General features: G+C 39.6%; 18 protein-coding genes and 1 pseudogene. 14 read left to right on the top strand and 5 right to left on the bottom strand.

Annotation, left to right across the window (positions count from 1 at the left end):
* Positions 1 to 36: 36 nt before the first annotated feature.
* The 8 genes from N9I19_RS17435 (at position 37) to N9I19_RS17400 (ending at position 7,996) form a co-directional block, all read left to right on the top strand.
* Positions 37 to 1,068, top strand: a complete 1,032-nt coding sequence (locus N9I19_RS17435) for a sulfate ABC transporter substrate-binding protein (protein ID WP_317778517.1) — start codon at positions 37 to 39, stop codon at positions 1,066 to 1,068.
* Between the two features lie 75 nt (positions 1,069 to 1,143).
* Positions 1,144 to 1,974 carry a sulfate ABC transporter permease subunit CysT gene (cysT, locus tag N9I19_RS17430; protein WP_375166307.1) on the top strand — a complete coding sequence of 277 codons (831 nt, stop codon included), beginning with the start codon at positions 1,144 to 1,146 and terminating at the stop codon, positions 1,972 to 1,974.
* Positions 1,975 to 2,003: 29 nt separating this feature from the next.
* Complete coding sequence (gene cysW, locus N9I19_RS17425; protein ID WP_411730460.1) at positions 2,004 to 2,870, top strand: sulfate ABC transporter permease subunit CysW; 867 nt, start codon at positions 2,004 to 2,006, stop codon at positions 2,868 to 2,870.
* Between the two features lie 10 nt (positions 2,871 to 2,880).
* Positions 2,881 to 3,945: a sulfate/molybdate ABC transporter ATP-binding protein gene (locus tag N9I19_RS17420; RefSeq protein ID WP_089364718.1), complete on the top strand. Its 1,065-nt coding sequence runs from the start codon at positions 2,881 to 2,883 to the stop codon at positions 3,943 to 3,945.
* A gap of 520 nt (positions 3,946 to 4,465) precedes the next feature.
* Positions 4,466 to 5,839 carry a C40 family peptidase gene (locus tag N9I19_RS17415; protein WP_486352020.1) on the top strand — a complete coding sequence of 458 codons (1,374 nt, stop codon included), beginning with the start codon at positions 4,466 to 4,468 and terminating at the stop codon, positions 5,837 to 5,839.
* A 200-nt stretch (positions 5,840 to 6,039) separates the two neighbouring features.
* Positions 6,040 to 6,486 carry a hypothetical protein gene (locus tag N9I19_RS17410; RefSeq protein WP_317778525.1) on the top strand — a complete coding sequence of 149 codons (447 nt, stop codon included), beginning with the start codon at positions 6,040 to 6,042 and terminating at the stop codon, positions 6,484 to 6,486.
* A complete protein-coding gene (locus tag N9I19_RS17405; protein ID WP_061462167.1) occupies positions 6,474 to 6,773 on the top strand; it encodes a YxcD family protein in 300 nt (99 codons plus the stop codon). The genes N9I19_RS17410 and N9I19_RS17405 overlap by 13 nt, the downstream gene beginning before the upstream one ends.
* A gap of 245 nt (positions 6,774 to 7,018) precedes the next feature.
* Positions 7,019 to 7,996 carry an aldose 1-epimerase gene (locus N9I19_RS17400; protein WP_317778515.1) on the top strand — a complete coding sequence of 326 codons (978 nt, stop codon included), beginning with the start codon at positions 7,019 to 7,021 and terminating at the stop codon, positions 7,994 to 7,996.
* A gap of 41 nt (positions 7,997 to 8,037) precedes the next feature.
* Here the strand turns inward: N9I19_RS17400 and N9I19_RS17395 are convergent, their stop codons facing one another.
* Entirely contained in the window at positions 8,038 to 9,426 is a 1,389-nt protein-coding gene (locus tag N9I19_RS17395) for an amino acid permease (RefSeq protein ID WP_061462169.1), read from the bottom strand.
* Between the two features lie 523 nt (positions 9,427 to 9,949).
* Between N9I19_RS17395 and N9I19_RS17390 the strand changes: the two genes are divergently transcribed.
* From N9I19_RS17390 to N9I19_RS17380, 3 genes are all read left to right on the top strand, one after another.
* The gene (locus N9I19_RS17390) at positions 9,950 to 10,114 is read left to right on the top strand and encodes a YezD family protein (RefSeq protein WP_081108733.1); all 165 of its coding nucleotides are present in this window, start codon (positions 9,950 to 9,952) and stop codon (positions 10,112 to 10,114) included.
* A gap of 179 nt (positions 10,115 to 10,293) precedes the next feature.
* Positions 10,294 to 11,079: a serine hydrolase gene (locus tag N9I19_RS17385; RefSeq protein WP_317778514.1), complete on the top strand. Its 786-nt coding sequence runs from the start codon at positions 10,294 to 10,296 to the stop codon at positions 11,077 to 11,079.
* A 106-nt stretch (positions 11,080 to 11,185) separates the two neighbouring features.
* Positions 11,186 to 11,803 (top strand): YdcF family protein, encoded by a 618-nt coding sequence (locus N9I19_RS17380; protein WP_317778513.1) that lies wholly within the window; start codon positions 11,186 to 11,188, stop codon positions 11,801 to 11,803.
* 55 nt (positions 11,804 to 11,858) lie between these two features.
* Here N9I19_RS17380 and N9I19_RS17375 read toward each other — a convergent pair whose 3' ends face one another.
* Positions 11,859 to 12,119: a hypothetical protein gene (locus N9I19_RS17375; protein ID WP_317778512.1), complete on the bottom strand. Its 261-nt coding sequence runs from the start codon at positions 12,117 to 12,119 to the stop codon at positions 11,859 to 11,861.
* 330 nt (positions 12,120 to 12,449) lie between these two features.
* Between N9I19_RS17375 and cspC the strand changes: the two are divergent.
* A pseudogene (gene cspC, locus N9I19_RS17370) lies at positions 12,450 to 12,650 on the top strand (cold shock protein CspC).
* A gap of 124 nt (positions 12,651 to 12,774) precedes the next feature.
* Here the strand turns inward: cspC and N9I19_RS17365 are convergent.
* Positions 12,775 to 12,942 carry a hypothetical protein gene (locus N9I19_RS17365; RefSeq protein ID WP_167555970.1) on the bottom strand — a complete coding sequence of 56 codons (168 nt, stop codon included), beginning with the start codon at positions 12,940 to 12,942 and terminating at the stop codon, positions 12,775 to 12,777.
* 385 nt (positions 12,943 to 13,327) lie between these two features.
* Here N9I19_RS17365 and N9I19_RS17360 point away from each other — a divergent pair, with 385 nt between their 5' ends.
* The gene (locus tag N9I19_RS17360) at positions 13,328 to 13,585 is read left to right on the top strand and encodes a hypothetical protein (protein ID WP_317778511.1); all 258 of its coding nucleotides are present in this window, start codon (positions 13,328 to 13,330) and stop codon (positions 13,583 to 13,585) included.
* Between the two features lie 521 nt (positions 13,586 to 14,106).
* On the opposite strand, the gene N9I19_RS17355 is transcribed toward N9I19_RS17360, so the two are convergent.
* Together N9I19_RS17355 and N9I19_RS17350 are read right to left on the bottom strand one after the other, a co-directional pair.
* Positions 14,107 to 15,339, bottom strand: coding sequence for an aminopeptidase (locus N9I19_RS17355; RefSeq protein WP_061466007.1), 1,233 nt, complete (start codon positions 15,337 to 15,339; stop codon positions 14,107 to 14,109).
* A gap of 414 nt (positions 15,340 to 15,753) precedes the next feature.
* Complete coding sequence (locus N9I19_RS17350) at positions 15,754 to 17,241, bottom strand: aldehyde dehydrogenase family protein (protein ID WP_061462174.1); 1,488 nt, start codon at positions 17,239 to 17,241, stop codon at positions 15,754 to 15,756.
* A gap of 277 nt (positions 17,242 to 17,518) precedes the next feature.
* Between N9I19_RS17350 and N9I19_RS17345 the strand changes: the two genes are divergently transcribed.
* Entirely contained in the window at positions 17,519 to 18,724 is a 1,206-nt protein-coding gene (locus tag N9I19_RS17345) for an MFS transporter (RefSeq protein ID WP_317778510.1), read from the top strand.
* Positions 18,725 to 18,890 lie beyond the last annotated feature (166 nt).

Below are 18,890 nucleotides of genomic sequence, written 5' to 3'. Positions count from 1 at the left end.
TTTTTGTTGCAAAAAGTGAAAAACAGGAGGAAGTTCATGAAAAAATTGATGATATTGACAAGTTTGATATTGGCTTTCGGTGTACTCGCAGGATGCAACTCGGAAAAAACGGAAGGGGACGGGACATCAAAGCCAGTCGAGCTATTGAATGTGTCATATGATCCGACACGTGAATTGTACCAGGAATTCAATGAAGCGTTTGTGAAGCATTGGAAAGAAGAATCGGGTCAGGATGTATCGATTCAACAATCCCATGGCGGGTCTGGTAAACAGGGCAGGGCCGTTATTGATGGATTGGAAGCGGATGTCGTTACATTGGCATTGGCCTATGATATTGATGCCATTTATGAAGCTAGTAACCTATTAGCGGAGGATTGGCAGAAACGTTTACCGGAAAACTCTACACCTTACACATCAACCATTGTATTTTTGGTGAAAAAAGATAACCCTAAAGGCATTAAAGATTGGGATGATCTAATCAAAAAGGATGTATCCGTCATTACACCAAATCCAAAGACAAGCGGAGGGGCAAGGTGGAATTACCTGGCTGCATGGGCATATGCAGAGAAGAAATTCGATAGTGACGAAACAAAGGTTAAGGATTTCATGAAAAAGCTTTATCAGAATGTTGAGGTTCTGGATTCAGGGGCACGGGGTGCAACCACCACTTTTGTAGAAAGGGGAATTGGTGACGTACTTATTGCTTGGGAGAATGAAGCCTATTTAACACTTGAAGAATTCGGTGATGACAAATATGAAATCGTCAATCCTTCTATCAGTATATTAGCAGAGCCACCGGTAGCTGTTGTTGACAAGGTGGCCGAGAAAAAAGGAACAAAGGAAGTGGCTGAAGCCTACCTGGAATACTTATATTCGGATGCCGGTCAGGAAATTGCCGCGAAAAACTTCTATCGTCCAAGGGATGAGAAGATACTCGCTAAATATGAAGACCAATTTGCAAATATCGATATGGTGACCGTTGATGATACGTTTGGCGGGTGGAAAAAAGCCCAAGAAACACATTTCAATGACGGTGGTACATTTGACGAAATTTATCAACCGCAATAAGCAGGGGGAGAAGATGGATAGACACATCTTCTCCTTCATAATAAGAAGAAGAGCTGGGGCGAAGCGATGAATATAATGACAGAAGGTAAACAGAAGAAAAAGAGGACTATACCCGGTTTTGGTTTGACGATGGGTTTTACGTTGCTGTATCTCTCCATCATCGTTTTGATTCCATTATCCATGGTTTTTCTAAACACATTTTCAATGGGATTTCAGGATTTTTGGGCGACCATAACTGAACCAAGGGTTGTCGCTTCGTATAAATTGAGTTTTTTATCAGCGTTAACTGCGGCCTTCGTGAACGCAGTTTTTGGCGTTTTAATTGCCTGGGTGCTTACTCGTTATGAGTTTCCCGGCAAACGGATCATCGATGGGCTGGTGGATTTGCCTTTTGCCCTACCGACTGCTGTGGCAGGGATTACTTTGACCACTTTGTACTCACCGAACGGGTGGATTGGGCAATTTTTCAACTTTAAAATCGCTTTCACCCCTACCGGGATCATCATCGCCCTTATATTTATAGGTCTCCCATTCGTGGTGCGGATGGTTCAGCCGGTACTTGAAAATATAGAAAAAGGGATGGAAGAAGCATCTGCTTCTCTAGGGGCGAATCGAATGCAGACATTCATTAAAATTATCTTCCCGGAATTGATTCCAGCAATATTGACGGGTTTTGCACTTTCTTTTGCGAGAGCACTTGGAGAGTATGGATCCGTTGTCTTCATTGCTGGAAATATGCCATTTAAAACGGAGATTTCCCCGCTGATCATCATGACAAAGCTTGAACAGTATGATTATGAAGGTGCAACAGCGGTAGCAGCCGTCATGCTCATTATTACATTTATAATTTTGTTCACCATCAATATCTTACAATGGTGGACTGGCAAAAGATATTCAGGGAAGTAGGAGGGGACATGTTGGAACATGATAATTCAGTGGTTGTAAATACGAATGATCCAGTCATTATAACGAGAAACACAACAAAAGAGCCTAAATCCATACAGTGGGTCCTTATTTCCATTGTATTGCTATTTCTGACTTTGTTTTTAGTTGTCCCATTAATCGCAATCTTTGTAAAGGCCTTTGAAAAAGGTGCTGAAGCTTATTTTGCGGCCATTGCACACCCTGATACATTGGCTGCAATTAAATTAACATTGATAGTTGTTCTCATTACCTTGCCACTCAATGCCATATTTGGGATAGTGGCTGCGTGGACAATTACAAAATATGATTTTAAGGGAAAAAACTTCTTAATAACGTTGATTGATTTGCCTTTTTCCGTTTCACCCGTCATTGCAGGGTTGATATTTGTCCTTCTGTTCGGCCTACATGGAACACTTGGTCCATTGCTGCAAACCTTTGACATTAAAGTGATATTTTCAGTACAGGGGATTGTCATCGCTTCCATTTTCATCACCTTCCCATTCATTGCACGCGAATTAATCCCGCTCATGCAAAGTCAGGGGACGTCTGAAGAAGAGGCTTCACTCACGCTGGGTGCTGGAGGGTTTAAGACATTTTGGTATGTGACGCTTCCCAATATAAAATGGGGACTTTTATATGGAGTCATCCTTTGCAATGCAAGGACAATCGGGGAGTTTGGAGCCGTATCGGTCGTATCGGGCCATATACGGGGGATGACAAATACGATGCCGCTTCATATTGAAATCTTATACAATGAATATCAATTTTCAGCCGCTTTTGCCGTTGCATCCCTGATGTCCATTTTTGCAATCATAACCTTGATCATTAAAAGTTTCATAGAATGGAAAACCGACTTTAAATCAACCAAAGCGAGTTAGGAGGAAGGAAATGAGTATCATCATTGAAAATGTTACAAAATATTACGGGTCCTATCAAGCACTCCAGAACATCGATTTGGAAATAAAGAGCGGGGAACTCGTAGCCCTTCTTGGCCCTTCCGGATCTGGAAAAACGTCATTACTGCGTATCATCGCGGGTCTTGAACAGGCAGAGAACGGAAAGATCCTCTTCAATGAAGAGAATTACACGCATAAGCATGTAAAGGATCGGAATGTGGGTTTTGTCTTTCAGCATTATGCCCTTTTTCGTAATATGACCATTTTTGATAATATTGCCTATGGATTAAAGGTCCGCCCTAGAAAAATAAGGCCCAGTAAAAAAGTGATTGAACAAAAGGTTACCGAATTGCTTCAGCTCGTCAAGCTGGAAGGCTATAAAGATCGTTACCCATCCCAATTATCAGGGGGGCAGCGCCAGCGTGTAGCATTGGCAAGGGCACTTGCGGTTGAACCGAATATTCTTTTGCTTGATGAACCATTCGGGGCATTGGATGCTAAAGTTCGAAAAGAACTTCGGCGTTGGCTAAGAAGGCTTCATGATGAATTCAATGTTACGAGTGTGTTCGTGACGCATGATCAAGAAGAGGCGATGGATGTTGCTGATCGGGTCGTTATCATGAATGAAGGGAAAATTGAACAGATTGGAACTCCGGAAGAAGTGTATGATCATCCGAAAAATCCATTTGTTTATGATTTTCTCGGCAGTGTCAATCTTTTTAAGGGCAACGTTCACCAAGGGAAATTGGTAACTGGGAATGTGGAAATGAATGCTCCGGACAGTGAAGATGGAGTGAGTACGGGTTATGTAAGGGCTCATAACTTTATAATAGAAAGAGAATCATCAGGAAAGGATTCGATTGCATCCATTATTGATCACATTCATACAATTGGCCCCATTGTCCGGATAGAAGTGATTCGCCAGGATACAAACGAACCGCTAGAAATCGAACTGACAAAAGAGCATTATATGAATCTGGAAATAAGGAAAGGTGAAAGGGTGTTTGTCCGACCAAAAGAATTGAAAGTCTTTGTCGACTATATGGCTGGAATTTAGCGTGGGTCGAATATTGACGAAAAAACCGCTGAGAGCGGTTTTTTAGTTTTTAATGAGGATATTAGTGACTTCCCTATATGAAAGGTTATAAGCTGCCATCAGCTACAGAGTTGATATGCGGTTTGGATTTTGGTGAGTTTTTACCGCCAATAGTCTATGGTCCCTTGGTTCTAAACACTAGATAGAAAGTCTTGCATCAAAAAATGAAGATGTTTATGTAAAATATTGGTTGGTTTATCACAGGGAAAAGTCGAATTTTTATATATTATGTTAAAAATGAAATGTAAATGTAACATTGTTATTACGTATTTGACAAAATCTGATGATATACTACGACTTAGGTAAAAACATAGAAGAGTTTCAGCAATGTATTTAATATTATTACAACCTTAGAAGATTACATAATGAGTAAAAAAAATAGAGAAGAGTTCCCAGCAATTTATTTTGACTAATTATTTTTCATAGAGAAAAAGATGTGGGTCGATGGAAATGCAAGGGGAGGAAAGCAGGGGAAATGAGTTTGAAGAAAAAACTTATCGTTTTGAACACGACAATTATGCTAGGATTAGGAAGCGCTTTTGCCATCCCGTCGGTTAAAGCTGAATCTATCTCGGATATTCAATCGCAACGCACAGGAGTACAATCAGATATTTCAGAGGCAGAACAGGTTATTAAGGAATTGAAAAATGAACAATCGAAAATGAATTCCCAAATTGCCCAGATAGAAACGGCAATGAAAGAAAATGACCAAAAAATTAAAGACACTAAACAAGAAGTTAATGACACCGAAAAAGACATAGATTCTTTAAAGAAGGAAATTAAAGCTTTGGAAGAAAGAATCGCAAAACGTGAGGAAGTCTTGAAAGAGCGTGCCCTTTCATTCCAAGAGAGCGGTGGAGACGTTGACTACCTAGAAGTTGTTTTAGGTTCTAAAAACTTTGGTGAATTCGTTAATCGTGTTGGAGCGGTAGCTACCATTGTGGAAGCTGACCAACAGATTCTTAAGGAGCAGGAAGCGGATAAAGCTGACTTAGAAAAAAAACAAGCGACTGTTGAGAAAAAATTGCAGAGCCTGAAGGATATGGAAGTGGAGCTTAAAGGCATGCAATCCCAAATTGCAGATCAAAAAGCAGAAACTGTGAAGATGAAGGCAAAGAGTGAAAAGAAGGAATCGGAAACAGCTGCCCTTAAACAATCTTTAGAGAATAAAGATGCAGGTTTGGAAGCGCAAATAGCATCCATTCGTGAAGATATCAAAAAAGAGGAAGAACGTAAAGCATCAGAGAAAGCAGAACTTGACCGTGCTGCTAAAGAAGTGAGTTCTTCAAATTCTTCTAGCGAAGAATCATCAAATTCTTCTAGTGAAGAATCATCAAGTTCGCCTAAAGGTGAAGCATCTGCATCAGGTTCGTCTAAAGGTGAATCATCATCTTCCGATTCATCTAATAACAGTTCTGCAGATAAACCTGCAGCGAGTATAACTGAAACATCAAGTAAGCCAAGCAGTGCAAATACTGGCTCTGCAATTACAGCAGGCTATAAATATATCGGTAACTCCACATATAAATTTGGTGGCGGAAGAACGGCTTCTGATATTGCTAACGGCCGATTCGATTGTTCAGCGTTCGTTGCATGGGCTTATAGACAAGCTGGTGTGAACCTTCCACCAAGTACGGATGCATTGAAAAGTGCAGGACGTCAAGTATCTAAAAGCCAAATGCAACCTGGAGATTTAGTGTTTTTCAATACCTATAAAACTGATGGGCATGTCGGAATTTATGTCGGCGGCGGCAAATTTATCGGTTCCCAAAGTTCAACAGGTGTTGCAATCGCCAATATGGCTAGCGGGTATTGGGCAGGAAAATTCAATGGCCGTGTCGTTCGTGTAAATTAATAGTTCATTAATAAGCAGGGGAGTAAACGCTCCTGCTTATTTTTTTTAAAAAAATATCGAGAAAAGTGAAACTTATTTTGATATTAAACGTAAATACTATAAGATAAAAAAAGGGATAGGTGATGTGGACTTTCAGTAAATCTGGGAAGACATATAATGAAACGACATTCCATACTATTAAACGGAGGCAAAAAAAAATGATGAAAAAATTTATGGCTGCATTACTTACAATTACACTAGCATTCTCGCCAGTCGGCACTTATGTATTCAAGGATCATTCGGAGTCAGTCGATGCAAGGGGTTACAAGTCTGGGAAAAGAAGCTTTAATAGCAACAACAATAATAAATCGATTTTCCAAAACAAAGAAACGAAGAAATCCGATGCCACTACCACTAATAAAGCAAAGACTGATACAAAAAGTGGGAAATCATTCTCTAAAGGCGGCTTAATGAAAGGAATTATGCTAGGTGGACTAGCAGGTTTACTTTTTGGTAGCCTATTCGCCAATATGGGAGCCCTTGGTTCTATACTTGGACTAATGATCAACGTGTTAGCGGTAGTTGCATTAATCGTTGTAATCCGTAAAATATTCACATACTTCAAAGATAAGAAGAAGAAAGAGGATCCAAACCCATGGAGAGGCTAAAGATTTCCGAACAAGATATCATCAATGCGGTTTGTGTTTACATTGCCCGTAAAAAGCAGGTAGAACCTAATGAGGTAGAAGTGGAGTTAATGTATGATGATGATTATGGCTTTTCGGCTGAAACGTTTGTAGATGGCCGGAAACAAGTGTTAATTACCATCAACTTGATAGAAGCGCTTCGCTTATGGCTCGATGAATATTTGAATATAGATCCATATTCAGGTATTGAACTTGTTTTGGATGATGAAGAGGGCATAGTGGCATTAGTAAGTGAAAGTAATCGATAATATGAAAAAGGATGCCGTGAAGGGCATCCTTTTTTATTTAATAAGGTACCTAGTAAAGTAACGGTAGTCGAGCAGTGCACAGTAAAAAGTATAAAAGAGAAACAGAAAAATAGTAAAGCAAACTAAGCAAAATCCTAGATTACCAACTCTTTTTTTAAACTCAGAAATATATATTTTCCATTTGTTGCAAAAAATGGTCCGTGGAAGTAGGATGGATATATGTTCAAGCCAAAGGGGGAGAATAAGTGACAGGGTATATAGAGGATATCATTTTTTTAAATGAAAAGGCCATAAAGTTCGGCAATGCAAATGTGGAAGCGATGCTTGCACCATCTTTAGGCAGCAATCTGCTTTCGTTGAAGTACAAGCGAAAGGATATTGAGGTGCTGCGAACTCCGGATAGTTTGGAAGAGTATAAAAAGGACCCCATTTTATACGGTATGCCAATCTTGTTTCCTCCCAATCGAATTGAAGATGGTCAATTTACATATAAGGAGAATACCTATAAGTTTCCAATCAATGAAATGGGAAAATTCAATCATATTCATGGTCTTTTGCATGACAAGCCGTGGCGAGTCTGCAAAAAGGAAGTGAACGGGAATGAAATCGTCATTAATACTGAATTTTCAAGCAGTGATTTTACTAATCTAAAAGGTAGCTTCCCACAAAATATCACTGTGAATATGTCTTTGTCCTTAATGGATGATACATTGGATATCCAATTGGAAATCACCAACAAGGGCATTGAACCCTTTCCGTGGGGAGCAGGTTATCACACTGTATTCAATTTTCCATTTGGACCAGGGAGCAAAATGGAGGATTGCAGAATATCACTTCCCGTCAATAAACAATGGGAGTTGAATGAAAGGTCATTGCCCACTGGTGAAATTCATGAAACGGCCAATACGTTGGAAATCCAAAATGGATTTAGCTTGGAAGGTCGGCGGTTTGATGATCTTTTTGGCTATGATGAGGAAAGTGCTCTGGAAAACGAGTGTGTTCTCACTGATCAAGATGCTGGCATACAAGTCATTTATCAAGGCGATCAACGTTTTAAGTTTTGGGTATTGTTCAATCAGGAGGGGTTCGTCTGTCCGGAACCATATACATGGGTAACGAATGCTCCTAATCTGGATTTATCGGCGGATTTGACTGGATTGCGGGAGCTAAGCTCAGGGGAAACGGTTCAGCTGAAGACTAGACTGATAATGAAAGAGATATAAATAAAACACCTTGGCACTTTTGAATGCCAAGGTGTTTAAGTTTATGCTTTCTTTCTCATCCAGAGTGGGTATAGAACGATTCCAAATACATATAAGGCAATGCCAAGTATGAATGTATTCATATCGGCTGTACCGGTCTTGATGACCCAGATCGAGTAGACTAACGCTAGGATGGTGATGATGCCATCACGTACCCTTGAGCCTTTCATGATGTCATATGTTTCACCAGTCATGACTAACTTTAACTGGTACAGAACTGATGCAAGATAAGGAATCAAGTAAGCGAGTGTTGCGACAATCATTGAGAATTTATAAGCTTCCAGGATCGTTCCCGAAATAGTGGAGAATAAGAATATCTGTGTCATGATATTTGTTATTGTCATAGAACGGACGGGTGTGCCATTTTTGTTTGCCTTTGCAAAGTAGGCTGGAAACAGATCTGATTTGGCTGCCTGGTAAGGAACTTCAGATGCAACGACAATCCATCCGATAGTTGATCCCAATAAGGAAATGACGGCAAGAGCGGCCATTAAATACGTGCCGCTTGAACCAACTATAGCTTGTAGTGCGTCAACAAGTGGCTTTTGGGATATTTTCAAATCATCTTGAGATATGGCACCCATCGTCAATAAGGTAATGCCGATATAAATGGAAACAGCGATAAGTAAACCAAGAATCGTCGCTTTCTTTACATCATTTTGTGACTTAGCACGGTTTGAAAGCATGACGGCAGCTTCAATACCGATGAAGGCCCATAATGTTGAAATTGCAGCAGCATTCACTTGAGCACCTAAAGAGATGGCTGAACCTGCTTTATCATAAAATTCAGCACCGTTCCCCAGATTGGAAGAATCGAAGATGAATATCGTGATAATGATGAAAAATAAGAATCCAAGCACTTTGGTAACCGTAGCAAAAAGATTCAGTTTTCCAGCACTGTTAAAATTTCTTACCAAGATTGCCTGGATCCCCCAAAGTGCAATGGAGCATACCGCAAATGTTAGTGCTTTACCAACTTCGAGATCAAATGAACCAGCAGTATAAATCACTTTGGTACTATGCATGACCGGGAAAAATGTTGATAGGTAACCAGCAAATGAAATGATGACAGAAGCTGTCGCAGCCCAATTTGCAGCCCAATAACCCCAAGCCATACTATAGCCTGAAACCCTTCCTTTAGCCGGAGATTTAAATAATGCTTGAGCATAACTTTGAGGTCCAGCCTTCAAATCCGGTTTCCGGACTGCCAAGTTACCAAACACCAGAGCTATTAGAAAAACTCCCAGTCCAGTAACCACCCACGCCAATGTGGCCCCTAATGGGCTGGATACTTGTGCTAATTGAGCAGGGAGCATGAAAATTCCGCCGCCGACCATATTCCCAATTACGAATGTGGTCAAAATCAATAAACCCCATTTTTTATTTACCATTTATAATCGAACCTTTCTTAAATACAAAGTGTGTGTTAATACCGACAACTTATACTAAAATAGTATATCTTAAATAATTTAGTTTGGTAAAGTGGTAAATAAGTAAAATGTAAAACACATACTAATCAGAAAATTCTAATTCATATTGACAAAACGAGGGAATTGGATTATATTAGTAAATACCAAGTTAGTTGGTAAGAATAATGCGGTTTTTGCTTTAAATCGTATTTTTCTATAACATATGCAACTCTCAAATATTGCCGATTAGTCAACTAAAGGCACCCTTACATCTACTTCTGTTAGATGGCGGGTGCCTTTTATTTTTTATAGTGGGGGGAGGGGAATGTGGAGTTCCTATTAACTGGTTATTCTTATACGCAAAGTATGATGAGGATATGATAGGTAAACCAAGTTCCTCAAGAAAACATGGAAAGCGGGGAGAGTACGTGTGATGTTCGTACGATCTCTTTTTTACATTAGGTATGAAACGAATCTTTATTACCAGTAGTGAAGGGGAGAGATTATGGAAAAAAAAGAAGAATTCAAATTTAGGCATATCATTTCAAGCTTGGAAGATCTACAATATGGATCAGTCATAATAACCGTACATGATGGTGAAATCACTCAGGTGGATACAACTGAGAAGAAACGATTCCCAGTTAAGGGCCGGGCTGTTAAAACAAGATAAATACCACTTTTTAAGGGGGCTTTCAAGACGAAGGCTCTTTTATTTTGCTTTTTATACAAATTAATTCGATTTGGAATTTCGTAGAAGATTGTACTGCTTTTAACATGGTAGAATAAGTTAAGGTATAAGGGAGTTTTTAAAGGGACTTAAATGAAACAATAAGGAGGAACAGGGAATTTATGACCTTACAAACCATAGAACATGATATCTTGGCATTAGTTGAATCATTTAATGGGAAAATTGCATATAAAATTGAAAATGGTCTAGGAGAGACTATTGGATATCACGTGAATGAATCCTTTCAATCAGCTAGTTTAATCAAAATACCAATGATCATCGAAGGTTATCGTCAAAGTGAACAAAAGAAAATCTATTTGAATCAACCAGTGACCATCCCCCCTAATGAAGTGACCGGCGGATCTGGGGTCCTGCATGCCTTATCAAATAAGGTATTTTTAACGGTTGAGGACTTATTGACATTGATGATAACCGTTTCTGACAATACATCCACGAATATGTTGATGAGCCTGTTAGGCATTGATGAAATTAATCGATGCATCAAGGAACTTGGTTTGAAAAATACCATCCTTGAACGAAAAATGCAGGATTTTAAGGCATTAAAGGAAGGACGGGACAATACCATTTCGGCAGAAGATACGATTACCTGCTTAAAAGCCATACATACAGGCGACTTTTTAACGAAAGAAAGCCAGGAAAGAATAATGCGTGTATTTGATAATCAGCAAATACGGGATAAACTTCCATCACTGATGGGCAGAGGAGTTAAGGTCGCAAGCAAAACGGGCGGAATTCGGGGAGTTGCCCATGATTGTGCAATCATTCGGTCAGAAACACAAACAGTTTATGCTGCAGTTCTAACTGAAGATATGAAATCAGAGGAAGAAAGCCGTCAAGTAATAAGTAAAATTGGAAAGTTGATATATGATGATATGGTCTCAGAATAGATTATCCGATTTGGAATGGTCATCACTATAATAAGAAGAAGAGCGGGAAGTCAATCATGATTCCCGCTCTTCCATATTATTAGTTATAAGGGGAAATGAGGGAAAAATGGTATATAATGAAAGAAAAACGAAACGGGGAAAAACATTGAAGAGGACAATGAAATTTGTCGTAATTGGATTTGTTGTGTTACTGGGTTATTTTGGTTTTTTACATATGAAAATTCAACAAAGCATTCACCATCCAATTCCGGAAAATGCCAATTACCTCATAATTCTTGGAGCAAGGGTCAAAGGTTCGGTTCCATCATTATCTTTACAATACCGGATTGATAAAGCTGCAGAATATTTATCGGCGAATGAACATACTGTGGTCATTGTATCTGGCGGCAAAGGTCCGGGGGAAGATATTTCGGAAGCAAAGGCAATGCAACAGGGGCTAATCGCGCATGGAATAGAAGCAGCGCGTATCATGATGGAAGACAAATCTACAACAACTCACGAAAATATTGTTTTCTCAAAAGAACTCATTCCTGATAAAGCTGCTTCCGGATTGATTGTCAGTAATGATTTTCATATCTACCGGGCAGTTGAAATAGCAAAAAAAGAAGGCTTGGACATGAAGGGAATACCGGCAAAGACACCAAAAGTGGTATTGTTGAAATCGTATACCCGTGAATATCTTGCTATTACCAAATATTATTTGACTGAATTAATTGGGAGATAACCATCCCAGGGGCATAATCCGAATTCCCTTTCCTTATAGACGGGGGATTCTTTTATTATTCGACTTCCACGACAACATTGGGAATTTCCCAAAAATCGTTCTCTTGATATATTTCCTTAAGTGTCTTATAGACGGGATACCCGGTGTAGGAAATCTCGACTCGTTCATCAGGATCTACTTCTTCCACATCTATATCATCAACAAAACCAAGTTGATCATTGATTTCCATTAAATAGAATCCAAGTGCCTCATACCCGCTATAGGCTACAATAACCTTACTTTCAAAACCGCTATTGGAAACTTTGTAATATTTCATTGATTGACCTCCTTGCTGTTTACTCTTTAAGTGAAATGGTACTGTTTCTTATTTGATATACCCTTTCATCATTATCTGAATCATTCTATTGGATAAATAAAGAAAATAAAGGAAAGAGGGAAATGGGCAATTGAAAAAATCTATCCAATAGGAAGGCGAAGAAGATGTAATCCTTGTATTTTTAAAATATCTCTAGATAATTTGCTATATTAATCATTTCATGTTAATCTAATAAAGAATTGTTTTTGATTGTGGAAGAGGATACTAGTTATTTTCCAAATGGTTAAAAATAGTAATAACATGTGTGTTATGCACTAGGAGGCAACAAAAATGGAACAAGGTACAGTTAAATGGTTTAATGCATAAAAAGGTTTTGGATTTATCGAACGTGAAAACGGAGACGACGTATTCGTACATTTCTCAGCTATCCAAAGCGAAGGCTTCAAATCTTTAGACGAAGGTCAAAAAGTAACTTTCGACGTTGAGCAAGGTGCTCGTGGAGCTCAAGCTGCTAACGTTCAAAAAGCTTAATTTTAAAATTAAATCGTAACCTATATGAACAGACTCCTCTACTGGAGTCTGTTTTTTATTGTTTTAAAAAATGAAGGCATAAAAAAACCCACTCTGAGCGGAGTAGGGTTTTAGGGACGTGTTATTAAGCTTTTTTTAATTCTTCTTCAAAGAAAAAAGTAGTTGGATGTTCTTTTACAGTATAAGAATATCTTTTCATGTTCTTTACGTATGCCCATTTATTAATGGTTACTAATTCATTAGTATCCTGAATAGTTACTGTTTCGCCAGTATTATACTTATTGCTTTTCAATTTATGCACCCTCTTTATTAATAGTATAACATATTTGGGAATAAAAAATGTGTTCAAGATATTCCAATGATATATTATGTAGCTTCCTAAACGTGATAAGTGGACGTATTGTGAGAGCTTTTGCCATGAACAGAGCATATTTGAAAAGGTTCTGCACATTCGGATATTATAAAAGGAATGAGGATGCCTAAAACTAATTTTAGGATCGGGAAAATTAATATCAATCCATTGCCCACTAAATGCTTCTTCATATTCTCCCCCATACCTTTTTTGACTGGCTAATTGTCTGTAAACACTTGTGAATTTTTAATATAGGCAAATGTCTATTCCTCTTTGAATATGGACACATACACTATTTTTGAAGCAATTTGAGGAGGAGATATAAATGGAAAGACAATTCTTTGGCGGTTATCCTGGTTATGGCATGGGTTATGGTGGTTTAGGCGGTTATGGCATGGGCTATGGCGGTCAACCTGGATACGGTATGGGCTATGGTGGTTATCATGGTTATGGTATGGGCTATGGCGGTCATCCTGGATATGGTATGGGCTATGGCGGTCATTCTGGTTATGGTATGGGTTATGGCGGTCATTCTGGTTATGGTATGGGCTATGGCGGTCATCATGGACATGGTTGTTACTAGCCTCATTAAGTACTATTAGTTAATTTTGCACACATGACGTTATTTTAAAATGAACATTTGCCTTATTAGACGCTGGTTTGAGTTCAATAACACAAATATTTAATAAGCTGTTTATATACAAAATTTTATTCATAACCTGTATATAAATGGCTTGTTTTCCATGAGTATCATATAGGTAAAGCAGCAGGAAAGTAGTAAGGAAGGAAAGAAGTATTGATTCCAGACTTCGACAAGCAATATAAAAGATATACCATTCGAGAACTATCGAATTCTCAGCTTGCAAAGGAATTAGGTGTATCAAGACCAACACTAGACAAATTAATTAAAGAGCATCAACAGGTGACTATTTAAAGGGACTTCCAAAATAAACTGTACACTTTATAGCCACGTGCTTCCTAGTATGCAGAAACACGTGGCCAATGAGATAGATAATTTGTTTAAATCTAATGAAATGTGATGTGACCAATTCTTTGACCACTCAAGGCTATAGACCTTAAAAACCCCTCTATCCAACCCTTTAATTAAAACGCCCAATCCCCATTACGGAAGACAGGTTCTGAAGTGCCATCCTGTTTGATGCCGTCGATGTTCATTTTCACGGATCCAATCATGAAATCGACATGTGCAAGGCTTTCATTCAGCCCATTTTCTGCAAGCTCTTCTGGACTCATATTTTTTCCGCCTTCAATACAGAAAGCATAGGAGCTGCCGATAGCGAGATGGTTTGACGCGTTTTCATCGAATAATGTATTGAAGAATAAAACATTCGATTGGGAAATCGGTGAGTTGAATGGAACGAGTGCCACTTCCCCAAGATAGTGTGAACCTTCATCCGTTTCAACCAATTGTTTTAGGATTTCTTCCCCTTCTTCAGCTTTTACTTCAATGATCCGTCCTTCCTTAAAGGTTACGGAAAAATTATTAATGATGTTGCCGCCATAACTAAGGGGTTTCGTACTGGAAACCGTACCGTTAACACCTGTTTTCAATGGAACCGTAAACACTTCTTCGGTTGGCATGTTAGCCATGAATTCATGACCCTGTACGTTAACGCTTCCTGCTCCGACCCAAAGGTGTTTGTCAGGCAACTCGATTGTCAGGTCGGTTCCAGGAGCCGTGTAATGTAATTTTTGGTAATGCTTATCATTTAAATAATCAACCTTTTCATGCAGGGTATCATCGTGTTTTTTCCAAGCCTCTACAGGATCCTTCACATCAACACGAACTGCCTTGAAAATGGCTTCCCATAGCATATCAACGCGTTTTCCTTCTGCTTCTTCAGGAAATACTTTATCAGCCCAAGCCTTTGAAGGGACGGCGACTATGGACCAGCTTACTTTATCCGATTGCATATACTGACGCCACTTCTTCAGAGCAGTCCCGGATGCCTTTTGGAAGTTGGCAATCCTTTCAGGTTGTACACTTTTCAATAAGTCAGGGCTTGAGGAGATGACGGACAGATACGCAGCTCCGTTTTCCGCAAGTTCGATCGTTTCTTCGGCCCGCCACTTTGGATACTCGTGGAACACCTCATCCGGAGCCAGTTCATATTTGGTACGTGCAACGATATCATCATTCCAATTAACGATGACATTCCGTGCGCCGTTCTCATATGCTTTTTTTACGATGAGACGCACAAGGTCAGCTCCCTCTAATGTAGTGTTTACAACCAGGGTTTGATCTTTTTGGATATTAACGCCGACCTTAACGGCCAGCTCTGCATATTTTTCTAAATTCGTTTGAAAATCACTCATCATTTAAAAACTCCTTTTCCATTTTCTACATCTATAATTGTACTTATTGTCATATAAAAAAGAAACTTTTTACATCGTTGTATGGAAAAACTTTATAGTTCTATGAAAGATTATAAGATCAAAAACAACTTTTCAGTAAATCATGGTCCACATAACATTCCCAATTGATTTCACTTAGGTGATTAATGGCCGCCTCAACACCATCACCGGCGTTTGAACACGTACACCCGCGCTAGCTCCAGCAGTAAAGGTGCCTTCAACATTCTTTTTGTCCATGTTTCAACCTACCAAAACTAAAGAAGGAAAGACTATCGGAAAGGTTTGAGCAGTCGCAATAATTTTGTTGTTTCTCAGTTCATCACGGACTGAAAGAAAGGGGGTCTCTTTGAGACCCCCTTTCTAATATTCAAAAAATCACTTACCCAAATTGATCCAGACGCTTTTCACTTCCGAATAGTTATCAAGTGCATAAGATCCCATTTCACGTCCGATTCCTGATTGTTTGTAACCGCCGAACGGGGAAGCCGCGTCGAAAGCGTTATAACAGTTCACCCACACTGTACCAGCACGGAGTTTTCCTGCAACATAATGGGCATTGGCTAAATCGCTTGTCCATAAGCCAGCAGCCAATCCATATTCACTGGCATTTGCGCGGTTAATGACATCGTCTAAATCCTCGTATGGCATTGCGGCAATGACCGGCCCGAAAATCTCTTCTTTAGCGATCGTCATTTCCTCTTCAACACCAGCGAATATGGTAGGAGAAACAAAGTAGCCTTGTTCACCCGGTTTGTTACCGCCGACAAGAACTTCCGCGCCCTCGTTTTTCCCTTTTTCAATATAGCCCATTACCCGATTTTGCTGCTCCTGGGAAACAAGCGGTCCAATTTGTGTGCTTGGATCTAAACCTGCCCCTTGTTTGATATTTTTTGCATGGCTGGCCATATCGGCAACAACGTTGTCATAATGTTTCTTTTGAATATAAACCCTGGATCCGGCACAGCATACCTGCCCTTGGTTAAACATGACCCCATTCAAAGCTCCAGGTATGGCTTTTGAGAAATCCGCATCGGGTAGGATGATGTTTGGGGATTTCCCACCAAGTTCCAATGTGACCCGTTTCAATGAATATGAAGCGGAACGCATGATCAATTTTCCAACTTCAGTCGAACCGGTAAATGCAATTTTATTTACTTGCGGATGGTCGACAAGTGCTTGTCCCGCGGTTTCACCAAAGCCGGGAACGATATTGACCACCCCATCAGGGAAACCGGCTTCAGCGAACAATTCAGCCAAATAAAGTGCGGAAAGCGGTGTTTGCTCAGCAGGCTTTAATATGACCGTACAGCCTGTAGCAAGTGCCGCTCCAAGTTTCCACATCGCCATAAGAAGCGGAAAGTTCCATGGGATGATTTGTCCCACAACACCAACAGCCTCGTGTTTTGTGTAGTTAAAGTAATTTCCGCTTACCGGAATGGTTTGTCCAACAATCTTAGTGGACCAGCCAGCAAAATATCTCATATGTTCTATAGCTAAAGGGATGTCAGCATTGGTAGTTTCACTGATTGGTTTCCCATTATCCAGCGTTTCCAATTGAGCAAGTTCAGTTTTGTTTTCTTCCATTAAATCTGCCAGCTTATACATAAGCCTGCTGCGGGTAGCGGCGCTCATCCTTGACCAAGGACCTTCATCGAATGCTTTGCGTGCAGCTTTGACGGCTAAGTCGATATCTTCTTTATCTGCTTCATATACTTCGGCAAGTTTTTGTCCTGTAGCAGGATTAGGAGTGGAGAAGGTTTTTTTTGAAGCACTTTCTACAAACTGACCATTAATATAAAGCTTTTTTGGTCCTGTTAAAAATTTTTGCAGCTTTCCACTTACTTCTAACGTTAGATTTGTCATAAGTACCCTCCTGAATAAAATGAATATCTTGGGCAAAACATGATGACTTATTTGATAACGCTATGATCTATGCCAATTTTTATAATAAATGAAAAAAAAGGAATATTCAATCTTTATCATTCGACATAATACCCCAATCAAGAGTCATTCTTCATTTATAAACGATGAAGTTTTTTTGTCATGACATGTGTAAATACTATAGCGGAAATTAAAGTTAATAGTTAAAATGAATAGGGATAAAATAACTAGAAGGTCTAAAGTTCTTCAGGAGGAATATATGGGAAATGATGTTAAAACGATATCGCAGCGTAAATTATTAGGTGTTGCGGGTCTTGGGTGGATGTTCGATGCACTTGATGTCGGTATGCTTTCTTTCATTATAGTTGCTTTGAAACAGGAATGGAACTTAACCAGTGAACAGGTTGGCTGGATAGGGAGCATAAACTCTATAGGGATGGCTGTCGGAGCTGTTTTCTTTGGTGCGATGGCTGACAGGGTCGGACGCAAGAATGTCTTTATCATTACATTATTATTGTTTTCAATCGCAAGTGGCCTGTCTGCAGCAGTCGGTACACTCAGCTTGTTCTTGATATTGCGATTTTTGATTGGAATGGGACTTGGGGGCGAACTTCCGGTTGCATCGACATTGGTTTCTGAAAGTGTTGATGCTAGTAAAAGGGGAAGGGTTGTCGTCCTCCTTGAAAGTTTTTGGGCGGTTGGCTGGATATTGGCAGCACTCATCTCCTATTTCATCATTCCGGCTTATGGTTGGAGGGTTGCGTTGATATTAAGTGCAGTTCCCGCTTTATATGCACTGTATCTGCGCTTGAAGCTACCAGATTCACCGAAATTTACGGAACTTGAAAAGAAGCAGAGACCAACAGTAATAAGCAACATGAGAAGTGTCTGGAAAAAGGAATATTCTCGCCAGACCCTTGTTTTGTGGATTCTTTGGTTTTGCGTGGTCTTTTCTTATTATGGGATGTTTTTATGGCTGCCAAGTGTGATGGTCTTAAAAGGATTCAGTTTGATTCAAAGCTTTGAATATGTTTTGATCATGACGCTTGCACAGCTTCCGGGCTATTTTTCAGCTGCATGGCTGATAGAGAAGATGGGTCGTAAATTCGTTTTGATCACATACTTAATTGGAACAGCCATCAGTGCCTTTTTCTTTGGATCGGCAGAGGGGTTGGCACTGCTGATAGTTTCTGGAATGTTCCTATCTTTCTTCAACTTAGGGGCATGGGGTGCGCTTTATGCGTATACACCTGAGCAGTATCCAACTGCAGTTCGTGGTACCGGTACAGGGCTAGCTGCTGGTATTGGCAGGATTGGCGGTGTCCTGGGGCCATTGCTTGTAGGGTATTTAGTTGCTGCCGGTACCCCGATTTCAACGATTTTCACCATATTTACAATTGCTATTCTAGTGGGAGCCGCTGCTGTGGCTTTTGGGAAGGAAACAAAGAATACCGTTTTGACATAAACGAAGGAAGGGGACCAATCAGTCCCCTCCAGAGTGTAGACAAACCCCTTTTCCAAAAGAATTGTTGGAGAAAAAGGGGTTTTTTTTTTTTTTTTTATCTTTTAATTAGCATATTTAGTTGTAAATTTGAAAGAAGGACACAATATATTGTTGCTAAACTTTTTAT

It is taken from the genome of Peribacillus sp. CSMR9 (assembly GCF_033141925.1).
In the GTDB taxonomy this organism is placed as follows: Bacteria; Bacillota; Bacilli; order Bacillales; family DSM-1321; genus Peribacillus; species Peribacillus simplex_A.
This window is presented reverse-complemented; position numbering and strand designations above follow the sequence as displayed.